General features: G+C 61.1%; 12 protein-coding genes. 3 read left to right on the top strand and 9 right to left on the bottom strand.

Features of this window, described 5'->3' with window-relative positions; genetic code table 11:
• The first annotated feature begins 97 nt into the window (after positions 1–97).
• Positions 98–769, top strand: a complete 672-nt coding sequence (gene yiiM, locus ACSJLU_RS00190) for a 6-hydroxyaminopurine reductase (RefSeq protein ID WP_025304787.1) — start codon at positions 98–100, stop codon at positions 767–769.
• Between the two features lie 102 nt (positions 770–871).
• Positions 872–1,651 carry a class I SAM-dependent methyltransferase gene (locus ACSJLU_RS00185; RefSeq protein ID WP_060448332.1) on the top strand — a complete coding sequence of 260 codons (780 nt, stop codon included), beginning with the start codon at positions 872–874 and terminating at the stop codon, positions 1,649–1,651.
• A gap of 11 nt (positions 1,652–1,662) precedes the next feature.
• On the opposite strand, the gene ACSJLU_RS00180 is transcribed toward ACSJLU_RS00185, so the two are convergent.
• Both ACSJLU_RS00180 and ACSJLU_RS00175 read right to left on the bottom strand, forming a co-directional pair.
• Complete coding sequence (locus tag ACSJLU_RS00180) at positions 1,663–2,025, bottom strand: YibL family ribosome-associated protein (RefSeq protein WP_025304785.1); 363 nt, start codon at positions 2,023–2,025, stop codon at positions 1,663–1,665.
• A gap of 73 nt (positions 2,026–2,098) precedes the next feature.
• Entirely contained in the window at positions 2,099–3,565 is a 1,467-nt protein-coding gene (locus ACSJLU_RS00175; protein ID WP_025304784.1) for a PLP-dependent aminotransferase family protein, read from the bottom strand.
• A 142-nt stretch (positions 3,566–3,707) separates the two neighbouring features.
• On the opposite strand from ACSJLU_RS00175, the gene ACSJLU_RS00170 reads away from it, so the two are divergent.
• Positions 3,708–4,316 carry a LysE family translocator gene (locus ACSJLU_RS00170; protein ID WP_025304783.1) on the top strand — a complete coding sequence of 203 codons (609 nt, stop codon included), beginning with the start codon at positions 3,708–3,710 and terminating at the stop codon, positions 4,314–4,316.
• On the opposite strand, the gene ACSJLU_RS00165 is transcribed toward ACSJLU_RS00170, so the two are convergent.
• The 7 genes from ACSJLU_RS00165 to ACSJLU_RS00135 form a co-directional block, all read right to left on the bottom strand.
• Complete coding sequence (locus ACSJLU_RS00165; RefSeq protein WP_016929575.1) at positions 4,313–4,864, bottom strand: MltR family transcriptional regulator; 552 nt, start codon at positions 4,862–4,864, stop codon at positions 4,313–4,315. The genes ACSJLU_RS00170 and ACSJLU_RS00165 overlap by 4 nt on opposite strands.
• Positions 4,865–4,958: 94 nt before the next feature.
• Positions 4,959–6,104 (bottom strand): mannitol-1-phosphate 5-dehydrogenase, encoded by a 1,146-nt coding sequence (locus ACSJLU_RS00160; protein ID WP_049209024.1) that lies wholly within the window; start codon positions 6,102–6,104, stop codon positions 4,959–4,961.
• A 58-nt stretch (positions 6,105–6,162) separates the two neighbouring features.
• A complete protein-coding gene (locus ACSJLU_RS00155) occupies positions 6,163–8,082 on the bottom strand; it encodes a PTS mannitol transporter subunit IICBA (protein WP_025304781.1) in 1,920 nt (639 codons plus the stop codon).
• A gap of 542 nt (positions 8,083–8,624) precedes the next feature.
• On the bottom strand, positions 8,625–9,344 hold the full coding sequence (locus ACSJLU_RS00150; RefSeq protein WP_025304780.1) for a DUF3053 domain-containing protein: 720 nt from the start codon (positions 9,342–9,344) through the stop codon (positions 8,625–8,627).
• A gap of 331 nt (positions 9,345–9,675) precedes the next feature.
• Complete coding sequence (glyS, locus tag ACSJLU_RS00145) at positions 9,676–11,745, bottom strand: glycine--tRNA ligase subunit beta (protein WP_025304779.1); 2,070 nt, start codon at positions 11,743–11,745, stop codon at positions 9,676–9,678.
• A 9-nt stretch (positions 11,746–11,754) separates the two neighbouring features.
• Complete coding sequence (glyQ, locus tag ACSJLU_RS00140) at positions 11,755–12,672, bottom strand: glycine--tRNA ligase subunit alpha (RefSeq protein ID WP_043140757.1); 918 nt, start codon at positions 12,670–12,672, stop codon at positions 11,755–11,757.
• 731 nt (positions 12,673–13,403) lie between these two features.
• The gene (locus ACSJLU_RS00135) at positions 13,404–15,392 is read right to left on the bottom strand and encodes an autotransporter outer membrane beta-barrel domain-containing protein (protein ID WP_380827256.1); all 1,989 of its coding nucleotides are present in this window, start codon (positions 15,390–15,392) and stop codon (positions 13,404–13,406) included.
• Positions 15,393–15,442: the final 50 nt, after the last annotated feature.

Raw genomic sequence — 15,442 nt, 5'->3', positions numbered from 1 at the left:
GCCACGCCCCCGCCCGAGGATTTTCGGGCGGGTTGTTATGTCCCCCTGACACAACTCAGGCTATGCTGAGCCCTCGACGCGAGACACGGAGGCGCACATGCATCACCCAGACGTTTACATCGGCAATATTCAACCCTATGAAGGCGGGCGCCCCAGCGCCATCGCCAAACGCCAGGTGGATGGCGCCATCCGGCTCACGCCGCTCGGCCTGGAAGGCGACGAGCAAGCCGAGAAAAGCTACCACGGCGGGCCGGATCGCGCGCTGTGCCACTACCCGCGCGAGCATTATGCCCACTGGCGCGAACAGTTTCCGGCGCAGGCCGAGCAGTTTTGCGCCCCGGCCTTCGGCGAGAATATCTCCACCGAAGGACTGACCGAACACAATGTGTTTATGGGCGACATCTTCCGCTGGGGCGAAGCGCTGATCCAGGTCACCCAGCCGCGCTCGCCGTGCTTCAAGCTCAACTACCACTTCGCCATCGAGGATATTTCGGTGCTGATGCAGCAAAGCGGCCGCTGCGGCTGGCTGTATCGGGTGGTCTCGCCGGGTGCGGTCAGCGGCGATCGTCCGCTGGAGCTGGCGGCGCGCAACAGCGACGTGTCGGTGGCCGAAGCCATCGCCATCGCCTGGCACATGCCGTTCGACGCGGAACAATATCGCCGCCTGTTGGCGGTGGCCGGCCTCTCCGCCAGCTGGAGCAAGACCATGCTCACGCGGCTTGCCGAAGGGCGCCTCGAGGACTTCAACCGTCGCCTGCTCGGCCGTTGAAATCGCTGGCGGAAAAGATGAAAAACGTGCGCCGAATGCCGCGTTAACCCTCTTCTTCCGCCTATACTGTAGCCGCGTGTTTTTCAGCCAGGAGCCAGGTATATGACCACCCCGACCCATTCGATTCATCACGCCGCCGCCGAGGGCTATCAGGCCAACGCCGATCGCTATGTGAAAGGCCGGCCGGATTACCCGCCGGAAATCGCCGCCTGGCTGCGTGAGTCTATCGGCCTGCACGCCGGCATGACGGTCATCGATCTCGGCGCCGGTACCGGCAAGTTCACTCCGCGCCTGCTGGAAACCGGCGCGCAGGTGATCGCCGTCGAACCGGTGCCGCAAATGCTGGAAAAATTGTCGGCGGCGCTGCCGCAGGTGAAAACGCTGGCGGGCACCGCCGACGCGATCCCGCTACCGGACGAGTCGGTCGATGCCGTGGTGTGCGCCCAGTCCTTCCACTGGTTCGCCACGCCGCAGGCGCTGGCGGAAATCCAGCGTATTCTCAAGCCCGGCGGCAAACTCGGTCTGGTGTGGAACATGCGCGATGCGCGCGTCGGTTGGGTGCGTAAACTGAATCAGATCGTCGACAGCCACGAAGGGGATGCGCCGCGTTTCTATACCGGCGAATGGCGCAAATTCTTCCCGTTCAAAGGCTTTGAACCGCTGCAGGAGCAGGTCTTTATGCTGGGCCACCGCGGCGCGGTGGAGGACGTGATCTACAACCGGGTACGTTCAACCAGCTTTATCGCCGCACTGCCACAGGCGCAACAGGAGCAGGTTATCGAGCGGTTGCGCCAGCTGGTGGCGGAAGAAGAGGAACTGCGGGGCCAGGACACGGTCACCGTGCCCTATCAGACCAAGGCGTATTTCACCACCAAGGTCTGACGCCCGGGGGTTCAGAACGCTTTCTTGGCGTAACCGGTGACCGCTTTCAGGCCCATCTCGCGGCCCAGCGCGGTCATCGGGTGCACCACAATCAGCCCGCGCGCGCTTTTCTTCAGCGCGCCCATATCGGCCTGCTCTTTCTTGGTGATCTCGCGGCTGAACGGCAGCTTGCTCAGCTTCTGCGCTTCGGCGCTCAGCTTCTCGCCACGCACGTCTTTCAGGCGCTCGATCTCCGTCGCCAGTTTCTCTTTTTCTTTGGTGTGCTGCGCGATCAACTCAGGGTTGCCCTGTTGGATCACTGTCGCGTCTTTGTGGTTCAAGGCGTCCAGCAGGTCGCTCAGGCGCTTGATCTCTGCCTTTTCTTTCTCTTTCATGGTCTCTGGCCCGTTGTGCCCAAAATGGCACGCTAATCAATGATACCGGCATTGTAGCAAAAGGCGCGCGCCGTTACCCGTCCTGCGCAATACCGGGCGGCAGGCCGCTCATCTCGCAGGCCTTGGCGCCGAGCCGGGCCAACGCCTGGGTGTAGCGCGCGTTGAACGGGTAGCAGCAGGAGAGCCGCAGCGCATTGCGGTAGCGCCCGCTGGGGGAATACAGGGTGCCCGGCGTCAAACAGATCTGCTCCTCCAACAGCTGGTGGAACAGCGCCACGCTGTCCACGCCGGGAGGGAATTCGACCCAGAACACGAAGCCGCCCGCCGGCTGCGTGGCCAGCGTGCCGCGTGGGAAATGCCGGGCGATCAGCGCCCGCGCCTCGTCGACCTGCGCCGCATAGCGCTTGCGCAGGTTGCGCAAATGGTGATCGTAGCCTCCGCTCTCCAGGAAGGTCGCCAGCGTTTCCGACAGCAGCTGCGACTCGGACATCGACGACACCGCCTTCAGCTTGCGCAACGCCTCGTGAAAACGGCCGCCGCAGATCCAGCCGACGCGAAAATCCGGCGCCAGCGTTTTGGTGAAGCTGGAGCAAAACAGCACCCAGCCGTCGCGATCGAACGCCTTCACCGCCGGCGACAGCGCGCCGCCGAACTGGATCTCGGCATACAGCCCGTCTTCAATCAACGGCACCTGATGATCGTTCATCAGCCGCGCCAGCCGCTTTTTCGCCGCCAGCGGCATGGTGCAACCCAGCGGGTTTTGCACCGTCGGCATGGCGATCACCGCGTTCAGCCGCTTCTCGTTCAATAGCAACTCGAGCGCGTCCAGCGACAGCCCCAGCTGCGGATCGGTGGGGATTTCCAGCGCTTTCAGCCCCAGGCTGGCCAGCAGCGGCAGCAGATAGAAATAGGTTGGCGACTCCAGCCCGACGCAGTCACCCGGTTTGGTGGTGACGCGCAGCGCCAGCTGCAGCGCCTCCATGCAGCCATGGGTCAGCACTACGTCGCCCGGCTCCAGCAACATGCCCAGCGTCATCGAGCGGCGGGCGATCTGCTGGCGCAGCCGTAGGCTGCCGGGCGGCAACGGATACTGCCCGATCAGATCCGGCTGGCGGCGCAGCTGAGAAGACAACATACGCCCCAGCTTGCCGCCGGGATAGAAGTCGCTGGTCTGCGGGCAGGCCAGCGCAATGTTAGTGAAGGCCGGATTTTGCTGGGCGGCGAATACCGTATCGATCAGCGCCAGCACGTCGTCCGCCGGCGGCTCGATACGGCCGCTGGGCGCCGAGGCCATCTTCAGCGCCGGCAGCGTGCTGCGGACATAAAACCCCGACTGCGGTCGCGCTTCGATCAGCCCGCGATCCTCCAGCGTGCGGTAAGCCGACACCACGGTATTGATGCTGACGCGGTGCGTTTGCGCACAGCGCCGCACCGAAGGCAAGCGGTCACCGGGCAGCAGCGTGCCGCGTCGAATGGCCTCGGCCAACGTATCCGCCAGCTGCAGGTAACGGGTATCCGGGGTTTCATCGAGCAAGGTCACAGTTTCTCTCCAAGTAATGGGTACAGTTTACATTTTGCACAACTGTAACCATGACAATATCCGATTTGTGGTTCTGTCACCATCCCATTGCAGCGATTATGCTGATCCTCTCGTTATCACCGTCATTTTCAAGGAACCTGCCATGCTGGACTCCGCCTTTGTCAGCTACGTCACCGTCATGTCGATCACCCCCGGCCCCAACAACCTGCTGCTGGCCTCGTCGGGCGTCAACTTCGGCCTGCGCCGCACCCTGCCGATGCTGTTTGGCATCTGTGTCGGTTGTGCGGTACAGCTGGCGATCATTATCCCGCTGCTGGCGCTGGCGTTGAGCTGGGCCGGCGTCATCCGCCTCCCGCTGGCGGTGATCGGCTGCGCCTATCTGCTGTGGCTGTCATGGAAGCTGTTTCAGGCGGCCTCGCCGGACGCCAAAGAGCAGGCGCAGCCGATGAGCCTGCTCAACGGTGCACTGTTTCAGGCGGTCAACCCCAAAGCCTGGCTGATGGTGATCAACGTGGCGATCCTGTTCACCCCGCGCGAAGGCGCCACCTTCGTCCATACGCTGTCGGTCATCGCCGGTTTCGCGCTGCTGAACCTGCCGTGCGTGCTGCTGTGGGCGGTGCTGGGCGACCGGTTGCGCAACGCGCTGCGAGTGACCTGGAAACTGCGCGCCTTCAACGGCGTGATGTCCGGACTGATGGCCGCCACCGCGCTGTGGCTGTTGTTCGACGAGTGGCGCGCGGCCTTTGCTTAGCCGCGGCCGAGAGGAGAGAGTCGGGAAGGTTGTTTGGCGCCGATGCCGGCGATCAGATCGGTAATGGACAGCACCATGGTGGAGCGCACCATCTGCTGATAGCGCTGGCGCTGCATGGCGATCAGCGCTTCATCCGCCTCGCCCGGCTGCAGGAAGGTCGGCACCGGCGGCAGCGCGGCCACGCAGTGCAGCTCGCCGAACGGCCCGAGAATTTCGTCATCGACGAAGCGGTATTCCGACCCGTCGTGGTTCAGCTCTTCGCGCATCGCCATCAGCAGCTCGGCGTCTTCATATTCGTGGCGGGAAATCACCCCCAGGCCGTACATCAGCTTCAGGCGCACCGACAGCTCCCCCAGCGGGCCGCTGCCGGACAATAGCGGTTCGACGGCATATTTCACCGCGTAGTCATCCTTGCGGAATACCTGCACCACCAGCACGTTGAGCGCTTCCGCCAGCAGCTCTACCGCTGCGATCAGGAAGCTGCGCACCGTTTTGCCCGCGTTCAGCTTTTCCAGAACCTGGTTTTCAAATGCCTGTGCTTCTTCCATCGTCGCTTTTCGAAAGGCGTGGGGAGGGCCGTCGATGCCGAACTCGGGTTGCAGGAGCGCAGCAAGCTGCGCTCGGGTGTTCATCATCACGATTCTACTTGTGCATGGCGTTATACACAGCAACGGCCTCTTCTACAACCTCGCTTTCCGCCGGCAGGCCGGAAATTTGCGCCAGCGCGGCTTTCGGCCCGAGCGTGTTCAGCAGTTCCGCCAACTCCAGCGCCTGCGGATCCTGTTCGCTACGGTAGCTCATGGCGGCGGCGATGCCCTGGATCAGGTTGGCATGCGGCAGGCCGTATTCCAGCGTACCCAGCAGCGGTTTGATCAGGCGATCGCCAGCGCTCAGTTTGCGCAGCGGCTGACGGCCCACGCGCTCGACGTCGTCGTGCAGATACGGGTTTTCGAAGCGGCCGAGGATTTTGTTGATGTAGGCGGCGTGCTTGTCGGCGTCGAAGCCGTAGCGTTTGATCAGCACCGCGCCGCTCTCTTCCATCGCCCCTTTCACCACGCGGCGGATCGCCGGGTCGAGAATGGCGTCACGAATGGTTTGCAGCCCGGCCTGTTGGCCGAGGTAGGCGGTGATGGCGTGACCGGTGTTGAGGGTGAACAGCTTGCGCTCGACGAACGCCATCAGGTTATCGGTCAGCTCCATACCGGCGATCGCCGGAGGCTGGCCTTTGAACTGGGTCTGATCGACGATCCATTCGCTGAAGGTTTCCACCGTCACTTCCAACGGGTCGTTGCTGTCCGCCGGCGGCACAATGCGATCGACCGCCGAATCGACGAAGCCGACATGCTGCTCAGCCCATGCCTGCTCATCCTGCGGCAGCGCGGCGAACACATGCTGTTTCAGCTGGCTGGTGCCGCGCACCATGTTCTCGCAGGCGATGATGTTCAGCGGTTGCACATTGCCCTGCTGATGACGCAGCACCAGCCCTTTGGCGATCGTGCCGGCGATTTTGGCGAGAATTTGCGGGCCAACGGCGGTGGTCACCAGATCCGCTTCGGCGATCAGCGCCACCGCCGCCTCACTGCCGCTGTTGACGGCGCTAACGTTGTTGACGCGCTCCACGCGTTCTTGCTCGCCCACCACGTGCACCGCGTAGCTTTTACGGCTGTTCAGCAGATCCAGCACCGTTTGATTGACGTCGGCGAAGGTCAGTTCAACCCCGGCGTCCGCCAGCAGCTTGCCGATAAAACCGCGGCCGATATTCCCTGCGCCAAAATGTAATGCTTTCATAACTCTACCTTCTTAATGTCGAAGGGTGCAGCAAGCTGCACCCTTTAAAATGATTCTGTTATCCAGCTTTTTTGCCGCCGAGCAGGTCCAGCACTTCCTGGACGCTGGTGGTATTCGCCAGCCGCTCAATCACGCTCTCGTCATCCAGCGCGTTGGTCAGGCTGGTGATCACCTGAATATGCTCGTTGTTGCGCGCGGCGATGCCGATCACCAGGCGAGCCACTTCATCCTCTTCATCGCCGAAGCGCACGCCCTGCGGGTACTGGCAGAACACCACGCCGGTGCGCAGCACCCGGTCTTTGGCCTCGATGGTGCCGTGCGGCACGGCGATCGACTCGCCCAGGTAGGTGGAGGTGAGCTTTTCGCGCTCCAGCATCGCCGGCACGTACTCCGCCTCGACGTAGCCGCCTTTCACCAGCTGCTCGCCGGCGAAACGGATCGCCTGCTCTTTGTCGCTAGCCTGCAGGTTGAGGAACACATTGCTTTCGCTCAGCTTGAACAGGTTCGGTTCCCCGGCTTCGAAGCTGTCGTCCAGCGCGCCCAGCACCTTCTGCTGGTTGTCGGTGGTTTTGTTGACCGCTACCAAACGGTCGACCAGATCGCTGTACAGCTTGCTGTCGAGGAAGTTGGTCAGCGAGATGTGCTGGGCCTGCGGCGCGTGGCGCATCGCGCGCTCGGTCAGATCGCGGTGCGTGATGACCAAATCCACATCGTCCGGCAGGCTGTTGATGGCGCTGTTAGTCACCGAGATGTTCTTCAGCCCGGCGTCCGCCACTTTCTTGCGCAACACCCCGGCGCCCATGGCGCTGGAACCCATGCCCGCATCGCAGGCGACGATGATTTTGCGCACGGTGCTCAGATCGCCGTCGACCGACGCTGGCGCCGCTGCGCCGCCTTTGGACTGCGATTTCATCTCTTGCATGCGGCGGGTCGCGGCTTCCAGATCGTCATCCTCTTTCACTTTGGAGGTTTTCAGCAGGAAAGCGGACACCACGAAGGAGACGGCAAAGGCTGCGCACACCGCCGCAATGTTGGCGAAGTAGGCGCCTTTCGGCGTCATCGCCAGCACCGCCAGGATCGAACCCGGGGAAGCTGGAGAAACCAGGCCGCCGTTCAGCATCGTCAGGGTGAATACGCCGGTCATGCCGCCCAGGATCACCGCCAGCAGCAGACGTGGATTCATCAGCACGTAAGGGAAGTAGATTTCGTGGATGCCGCCCAGGAAGTGAATGATCGCCGCACCGCCGGCGGATTGCTTGGCGCTGCCGCGGCCGAAGAACATGTAGGCCATCAGCACGCCCATGCCCGGGCCTGGGTTGGCTTCAATCAGGAAGAACACCGACTTGCCGGCTTCCGTGGCCTGCTGGATACCCAGCGGCGAGAAGATGCCGTGGTTGATGGCGTTGTTCAGGAACAGGATTTTCGCCGGTTCAACGAAGATGGACGCCAGTGGCAGCAGGTTGTTCTTCACCATCACGTGCACGCCCGCCGCCAGCAGCTTGGAGAGCACCTCCACCAGCGGCCCGATGCCCAGGAAGGCCAGGATCGCCAGCAGCATGCCGATGATGCCGGCGGAGAAGTTGTTCACCAGCATTTCAAAGCCGCTTTTGATCTTGCCGTCCACCCAGCGGTCGAAATGCTTGATAGCCCAGCCACCCAGCGGGCCGGCGATCATCGAGCCGAGGAACATCGGCATGTCGGCACCGACGATGACGCCCATGGTGGTGATGGCACCCACGACGCCGCCGCGATCGCCGCCCACCAGCCGCCCGCCGGTATAACCGATCAGCAGCGGCAGCAGGTAGGTGATCATCGGGCCGACCAGCTTGGCTAAGGTTTCATTCGGCAGCCAGCCGGTTGGAATGAATAGCGCGGTGATAATCCCCCAGGCGATAAAGGCGCCGATGTTGGGCATCACCATGTTGCTCAGGAAGCGGCCAAAGTTTTGCACTTTAACCTTGATGTCTGGTGAAAACATAAAACACACCCCTATTGTTACGCGCTGACAATAGAGCGCGTGATTATTGTTGTGACGATCCAGCCGTGTTGCCGCTGTATGCGAAACGGACTCTATCACGCTGTTTTTGTCACGCGAACTTCACGAATTTTTTGTGATACAAGTCACACACAACACCCCAGCAAACCCTCATTTATAGTGATAAAGATCACATTTATGACGTGTAAAAAAAGCACAGTGAGAAAAAAGTCGCCACAAAACCCCCAATAAAGTGACTATGATCACATTTTTAAATTGGCGTTTTGTTTTTGAATTGTGACATTAGTCACAATTTATTTTTAGCTGCAGCGCCGATCGCAACGCTCTGTTTGATCTTCCCTGTGAGCACTCATCCCGCCGGGAACTAGCGAAGTGATGAATGAAAGAAAACTACATTGCCTAATGAATGGATTAATTGAAGTGTAGTACAGAAGCCTGCGCAATAAACCAGCAAGCTATTGGAAACGCTGAGGGGAAATAAAACAGGCCGGCAATGCCGGCCTGTTTCGCGCCTGGACGCGTTATTATTGCGTCACGCTTTGAATGGTCTTCTGCGCATTCATCAGGTTCTGCTGTTTGGCCACCAGATTCGACATCATGGTGTTGTACTGCGCCACCTGCTGCGCGGTGCGGAACTGCACGCCGTTGTTGTTGAAGCTGACCTGATTGCCCTGGCTCTGCAGGAAATCGCCGACCTGCACCAGATCCTGCACAAAGCTGGCGGTGGTCGGGATCGCCGGCATCAAGGCGTTGGCCGGTGCGGTGACGATTTTGTCATAGGCCTGGTTGTACACCGCCTTCAGATCGTCAGGCTGTTTCAGCGCCGCGTGGGCGGTATCCGCCTGCGATTTGGCCGACTGGATCTGCTGGCCCAGCAGGTTCAACGCCCCGACCGATTGCTGCAGCGCATCGCGTTTGTTCAGATAGTCCTGCGCGGTGCGGATCTGGTTAATCTGATCCAACGCCGGGGTCAGGCTGGCGCCGACCGACTTGGACAGCTGCTGTGAAAAGCCGACCAAAATCGCGTAATCGCCGGCATAGTTGCCGAACTTCTGCTTCTGGTCTTCGCTCAGCGTGGGGATATTCGCCCCGCTGCGCATCACGGTATTCTGTAAGTAATCGATAAATGCTTTGCGCTGTTCCGGCTCTTTATCGCCGCAGGCGGTCAATTGCATGACCACCAACAATGCCAATACCGGTGCCAACCAACGCGCGAAACCTCTGCTCTGGATCCCTACCGCCATGTGACATAACTCCTGTTATAAACCTGCTTTTTCATTGGACTCCGCCCCTTTTTGCGCACTCCGTGCGCCTATAAGAATAGATCAACTGGCGGCGTTCCGATACGCGATTCCGTTTGCGGTGAACATTGTCTCGGCCGGAGGCGGTTGAACATCGTGCGCAAAACGCACTGAGGTTCATTGCCGTCGGCGACCGGACGCTTCAATTTCCCCAAGTCGCCCCCCAAGTCGCCCCCCAAGTCGCCCCCCAAGTCGCCAGGCGACCTTGCCTTCGCACCCAGGAAACGGAAATAAAAAAGGCGCCCGCAGGCGCCTTTTCACAGCACAGAGCCGTTTACTGCAGTACGGAGATATCCGCCACCTGCAGGAACAGTTCACGCAATTTGCTCAGCAGCGTCAGGCGGTTTACGCGCACTTCCGCATCGTCCGCCATTACCATCACGTTGTCGAAGAACGCATCCACCGGCTCACGCAGCGCGGCCAGTTCCACCAGCGCTTCCTGGTAGTTGCCCGCCGCGAAGTACGGCTGCAGCTTGTCGCGCAGCACCACCAGGTGAGTCGCCAGCTGGATCTCCGCCGCGTCCTTCAGCACCGAGGCGCGCACGGTGTCGTTCAGCGTTTCGGTAGACTTCGCCAGAATGTTGGAGACGCGTTTGTTGGCCGCAGCCAGCGCCGCCGCCTCGTCCAGCGTGCGGAAGTGGGATACCGCCTTGACGCGCGCGTCGAAGTCGGCCGGCTTGGTCGGACGGCGCGCCAACACCGCCTGAATGGTATCGACCGCGTGGCCTTCTTCCTGATACCAGGCGCGGAAGCGGCCCAGCATGAATTCCACCACCTCGTCGACCACCTTGGCATTGGTCAGCTTGCTGCCGTACAGGCGCACGGCCTCTTCGGTCAGTGTCTGCAGATCCAGCGGCAGGTTTTTCTCGACGATGATACGCAACACGCCCAGCGCGGCACGGCGCAGCGCAAACGGGTCTTTATCGCCCTTCGGATGCTGACCGATGCCGAAGATGCCGGCCAGGGTGTCCATCTTGTCGGCGATCGCCAGGGAACAGGCCACCAGCGACTGCGGCAGCGCATCGCCGGCGTAGCGCGGCTGATACTGCTCGTTCAGCGCAACGGCGACGTCTTCCGCCTCACCGTCGTGGCGCGCGTAGTGCATGCCCATCACGCCCTGGGTGTCGGTGAATTCGAACACCATGTTGGTCATCAGGTCGCACTTCGACAGCAGGCCCGCGCGGGTGGCGTGGTTGACGTCAGCGCCGATCTGGCCGGCAACCCAGCCCGCCAGCGCCTGAATGCGGTCGGTCTTGTCGCGCAGGGTGCCCAGCTGCTGTTGGAACAGCACGGTTTCCAGGCGCGGCAGGTTGTCTTCCAGACGCTTCTTGCGGTCGGTGTTGAAGAAGAACTCGGCGTCGGCCAGACGCGGACGCACCACCTTCTCGTTACCGGAGATGATCTGCTGCGGGTCTTTCGACTCGATGTTGGCTACGAAGATAAAGTTCGGCAGCAGTTTGCCCGCGGCGTCGTACACCGGGAAATACTTCTGGTCGCCCTTCATGGTGTACACCAGCGCTTCCGCCGGCACCGCCAGGAATTTCTCTTCGAATTTGGCGGTCAGCACCACCGGCCATTCCACCAGCGAAGCCACTTCTTCCAGCAGGCTTTCACTCAGATCGGCCTTGCCGCCAATCTTCTGCGCCGCCAGTTCGGCATCGCGCTTGATGAGGGCTTTACGCGCTTCGTAGTCGGCGACCACTTTGCCGCGCTCCAGCAGGATCTGCGGGTATTGGTCGGCATTGTCGAGGGTGAACTCGGCTTCGCCCATGAAGCGGTGGCCGCGCACGGTGCGCGCGGATTCGATGCCCAGCACGGTGCCTGGGATCAGATCGGCGCCCAGCAGCATCGTGACGGTATGTACCGGACGCACGAACTGCACGTCGGAGTCGCCCCAACGCATCAGTTTCGGGATCGGCAGCTTGCCGAGCGCGGTGCTGACCATGCCGGCCAGCAGTTGTTGCGCCGACTGGCCTTTAACGTGGGCGCGGTACATCAACCACTCGCCCTTGTCGGTCACCAGGCGTTCAGCCTGATCGACGGTGATGCCGCAGCCGCGCGCCCAGCCTTCGGCCGCTTTGCTCGGTTTACCTTCGGCGTCGAACGCCTGGGCGATCGCCGGGCCGCGTTTTTCAATTTCGCGATCGGCCTGTGCCGCGCTCAGGTTGGCCACTTTCAGCGCCAGGCGGCGCGGTGCGGCGAACCAGCTCACGTCACCGTGTTCCAGGCCGGCGTTGTCCAGCTCGGCGGTGAAGTTGGCGGCGAAAGATTCCGCCAGGGAACGAAGCGCCTTCGGCGGCAGCTCTTCCGTGCCGATTTCCACCAGGAAAGTCTGTTGAGTCATGGCTGCCTCTTAGTTCTCGTTCTTCTTGTTGCACATCGGGAAGCCCAGCGCTTCGCGGGAAGCGTAGTAGGCTTCGGCAACGGCTTTGGTCAGCGTGCGGATGCGCAGAATGTAGCGTTGACGCTCGGTCACCGAAATCGCCTTGCGCGCGTCCAGCAGGTTAAAGGTATGGCCCGCCTTCAGGATGCGTTCGTAGGCCGGCAGCGGCAGCGGTTTTTCCAGCGCCAGCAGCGATTGGGCTTCTTTCTCGTACTGCTCGAAGCAGGAGAACAGGAAGTCGACGTCGGCGTATTCGAAGTTGTAGGTGGATTGCTCCACTTCGTTCTGGTGGAACACGTCGCCGTAGGTGGTGACACCCAGCGGGCCGTTGCTCCACACCAGATCGTATACGCTGTCCACGCCCTGGATGTACATCGCCAGACGCTCCAGACCATAGGTGATCTCGCCGGTCACCGGCTTGCACTCCAGGCCGCCGACCTGCTGGAAGTAGGTGAACTGCGTCACTTCCATGCCGTTCAGCCACACTTCCCAACCCAGGCCCCAGGCGCCGAGCGTCGGGTTTTCCCAGTTGTCTTCCACGAAGCGAATGTCGTGGATGGTCGGATCCAGACCCAGCTCTTTCAGCGAGCCCAGGTAGAGTTCCTGAATGTTGTCCGGCGATGGCTTAATCACCACCTGGAACTGGTAGTAGTGCTGCAGACGGTTCGGGTTTTCGCCGTAGCGGCCGTCGGTCGGGCGACGGGATGGCTGCACATAGGCGGTCGCCATCGGCTCCGGCCCCAGTGCGCGCAGGCACGTCATCGGGTGTGAGGTTCCCGCGCCGACTTCCATGTCCAATGGTTGAACGATGGTGCAGCCCTGGCGCGCCCAATAATCCTGCAGTGTCAGGATCAGGCCCTGGAAGGTCTTGGTATCAAACTTTTGCATGTTGAATTCGCACGCGATACAAGTGGATTTAGATGGAATGCGCCAGTATACCCTTTGACCGTAAGATATACAGCCAGAATCCGGCAACAAGTGCGAATCGGGGCGAGAAGCGCTGGATTTTCACGCGGCGGACACCGAGGGAAGGACAACGCGCCGGCCGGTCGCCTCGCCGTCCAGAAAGACACACCCGGCAAAAACATTAGAGTATCTAAACAAAAATATCACTCACCGCCGTTTAAATAGTCAATTAGCTGAACGCTATTTCTCCCCTCGCCGGTCAAATTCAGGCTGATTTCCGTGCGTGTATCTTTATATTTGCCACGAGATAAAGTTGCGACAATGTTATTTTTGTTAATTTTATCAACTAAAAAACTCCCCTCATCGAGAGATAATGTGATCAAGTGCCAGATTATTTCTTATTATCGTGAACAATAAGGCGATATCACGCGGCGTGCCGACGGTCGGGGCATGGGAGGAACGGCCAGGGATGAAAGACGGCGCTAACGGGCCACAGAAACAAATTGACAGTTAATCTTTGGTTATACAATAATAAATAAAATTTTCCCTGGTGTTGGCCAAGTGGCTACCTGATCCTTTCATAGGATCAGTTTTTTTTTGTATTTCCGCCAACGTCATTGCGGCCCGCATAATTCACCCCAGGCCGCCTTCCTCATAAATCCCTTATCAGACCTTATGACTATCCTGCGCCCTTGAGCGCGCCGATGGCCAATTCAAAAACGCGCGCTGACGCCGACGTTATACATAAACTGCTCGCCGCTGCTCAGCCCGCCGGTTTGCGAAACGGTGGCGAAGGCCGATACCCTGTCCGTCAACGGCATGTTGGCCCCCAGCGTCACATCCACCCAGTTTTTATCCTGGCCCGCACTGTCGCGGGTAAACGAGGTTTGCGTCGATTTCAGGCCGCCGCCGGCGCGGTAGACGTCATCGCCGAACTGATGCTGATAACTCACTTCCGCATAGGGGTTAAACACGCCGAATTGCGTATCCAGCCGCCAGCCCAGCGCGCCGATCTGCGAGTGATAGGTTTGATCGTTGAAGCGCATGGCGGTGCTGTCATCGCCATCTTCGCTGTAGCCGGAAACGCGGCTGTAGTCCCAGGCGAACTGCGCCACCGGCCCGGTGGTCAGGTAAGAGGCGATCGGGAAGTCATAGCCGGCGGTCACGCGCGCGCCCCACTGCTTGCCGGTGGTCGACCCGGTTTCGGTACGCGTCAGCGGCCCCAGCCGCATGCTGCGGCGGATGTCGTCATAGTCCATCGTCGCATAGTGCAGATCGGCGTTGACCCAGCCATGCTCGAATAGTGCCAGCGAACTGAAGGCTGACAGCAGCAGCCCGCGCGCCTTGTAATCAAAACGGCTGGAAGGATGCTGATCGTCGTTGGAACCGGCGATCAACGCACCGATCAACCAGCTGTCGGTCAGTTGATAGTCCACGCCGACGGTCAGGTTGTGGGTGGTGGCGTTGCCGTCCCCCGCCGCCCGATTATCGGCATAGTCGTAGTGCTGGCCGGCGTAGCCGCCGAACACGCCCAGCGAGCCCTGCGGGTTGTCGCCGTTGCGCAGCTGCTGGAAACGGCTGTCGAGCGTGGCGCGGCTGTCACGCGCCATCGCCGCCGTCGCCTGATTCAGCGCCACCACCTGCGCCGGGCCATCCAACACCGCCTGAATATAATCCGTAATCAGCAGGTGCGCCTGCGGGCTGGGGTGGAAATGGTCGGAGAACAGATAGGACTGGCCAGCGTCGAAGCCGGGCATGTCGGAACGGCAAACCGCCGAGGAAACGCCCGCCGGGCAAGCCATGCCGGCCGTGTTGGCGAAGCCGAACTGCGCCGGATTGGCGATCGCTTCGGCGAACAGCTTGTTGACGTCCACCCGCACGATATTGCCGCCCCCCTGCGCCAGCAGACGGTCTTCACTTTGATTATAGAAATCGGTCAGCTGAGCGGCCTGCGCGCTCAGGCTGTCATACGCCGCGATAAGCTGCGCGGCGATCGCCTGCTGCACCTGAGGAATGGCGCTGCCCTGCTTCGCCGCGGCGGCCAACGCCGCGTGGATCGCCTGCGTGCGCGAAGCGTTGTCCGGGGTAGCCACCGAATTAAGCGTGGCATAGGCCGCCTGGATCGCCGCCCCCTGTACCGGCGGCAGCGCCTGCTGAATGATCAGTTCCATCAGCTGCGGCGTGGAGCCGATGTTCGGCACCGTCGGCACGATCACCGTGCCGGCACCGGCGTTCAGTAGCGAATGCACCTGCGCGGCGGCGGCCGCGGCACTGTTATAGGCCACGCCGGGCGCGGTAGCGGCATTCAGCGCCGCCGCCGCCAAATCGTTACCGCCGATCCAGTGAATATACAAACCGTCGCCATCGGCCTGGCCGTTAACCCGATTCAGGTAGCGCTGCACCTGATCCTGGGTGTTGTCGACCGGGTTCAGGCCCGGCACCGCCACGGCGCCGCCGGCGGCGTAGTTTTCACCGCCGTTGTCCGAGGCCACCAGCGCCGCGCCGATGCGTTGCGCCAACGCTTCGTCGTACAGCAGGTGCTGACTGCCGTCATAGGTGAACCGGCCGTTGTTGCCGGTATCGCTCAGGCTATCGCCAAAGACGTACAGTTGATCGTACGCCTGAGCCGGAAGGGTCATACTGCAAAGCAACGCCACTGCAAGCGCCGCCGGGCGGGGCATGCACGTTATTTTTAGAGGCATGAATCGACTCCTGAGAGCCTGCAAATGAAGGCAATGTCGTTTTTATCGTT

Source organism: Serratia bockelmannii, from assembly GCF_051803255.1.
Lineage (GTDB): Bacteria > Pseudomonadota > Gammaproteobacteria > Enterobacterales > Enterobacteriaceae > Serratia > Serratia bockelmannii.
Note: the sequence above shows the minus strand (reverse complement) of the source record. Positions and strands in the feature narration are given on the sequence as shown.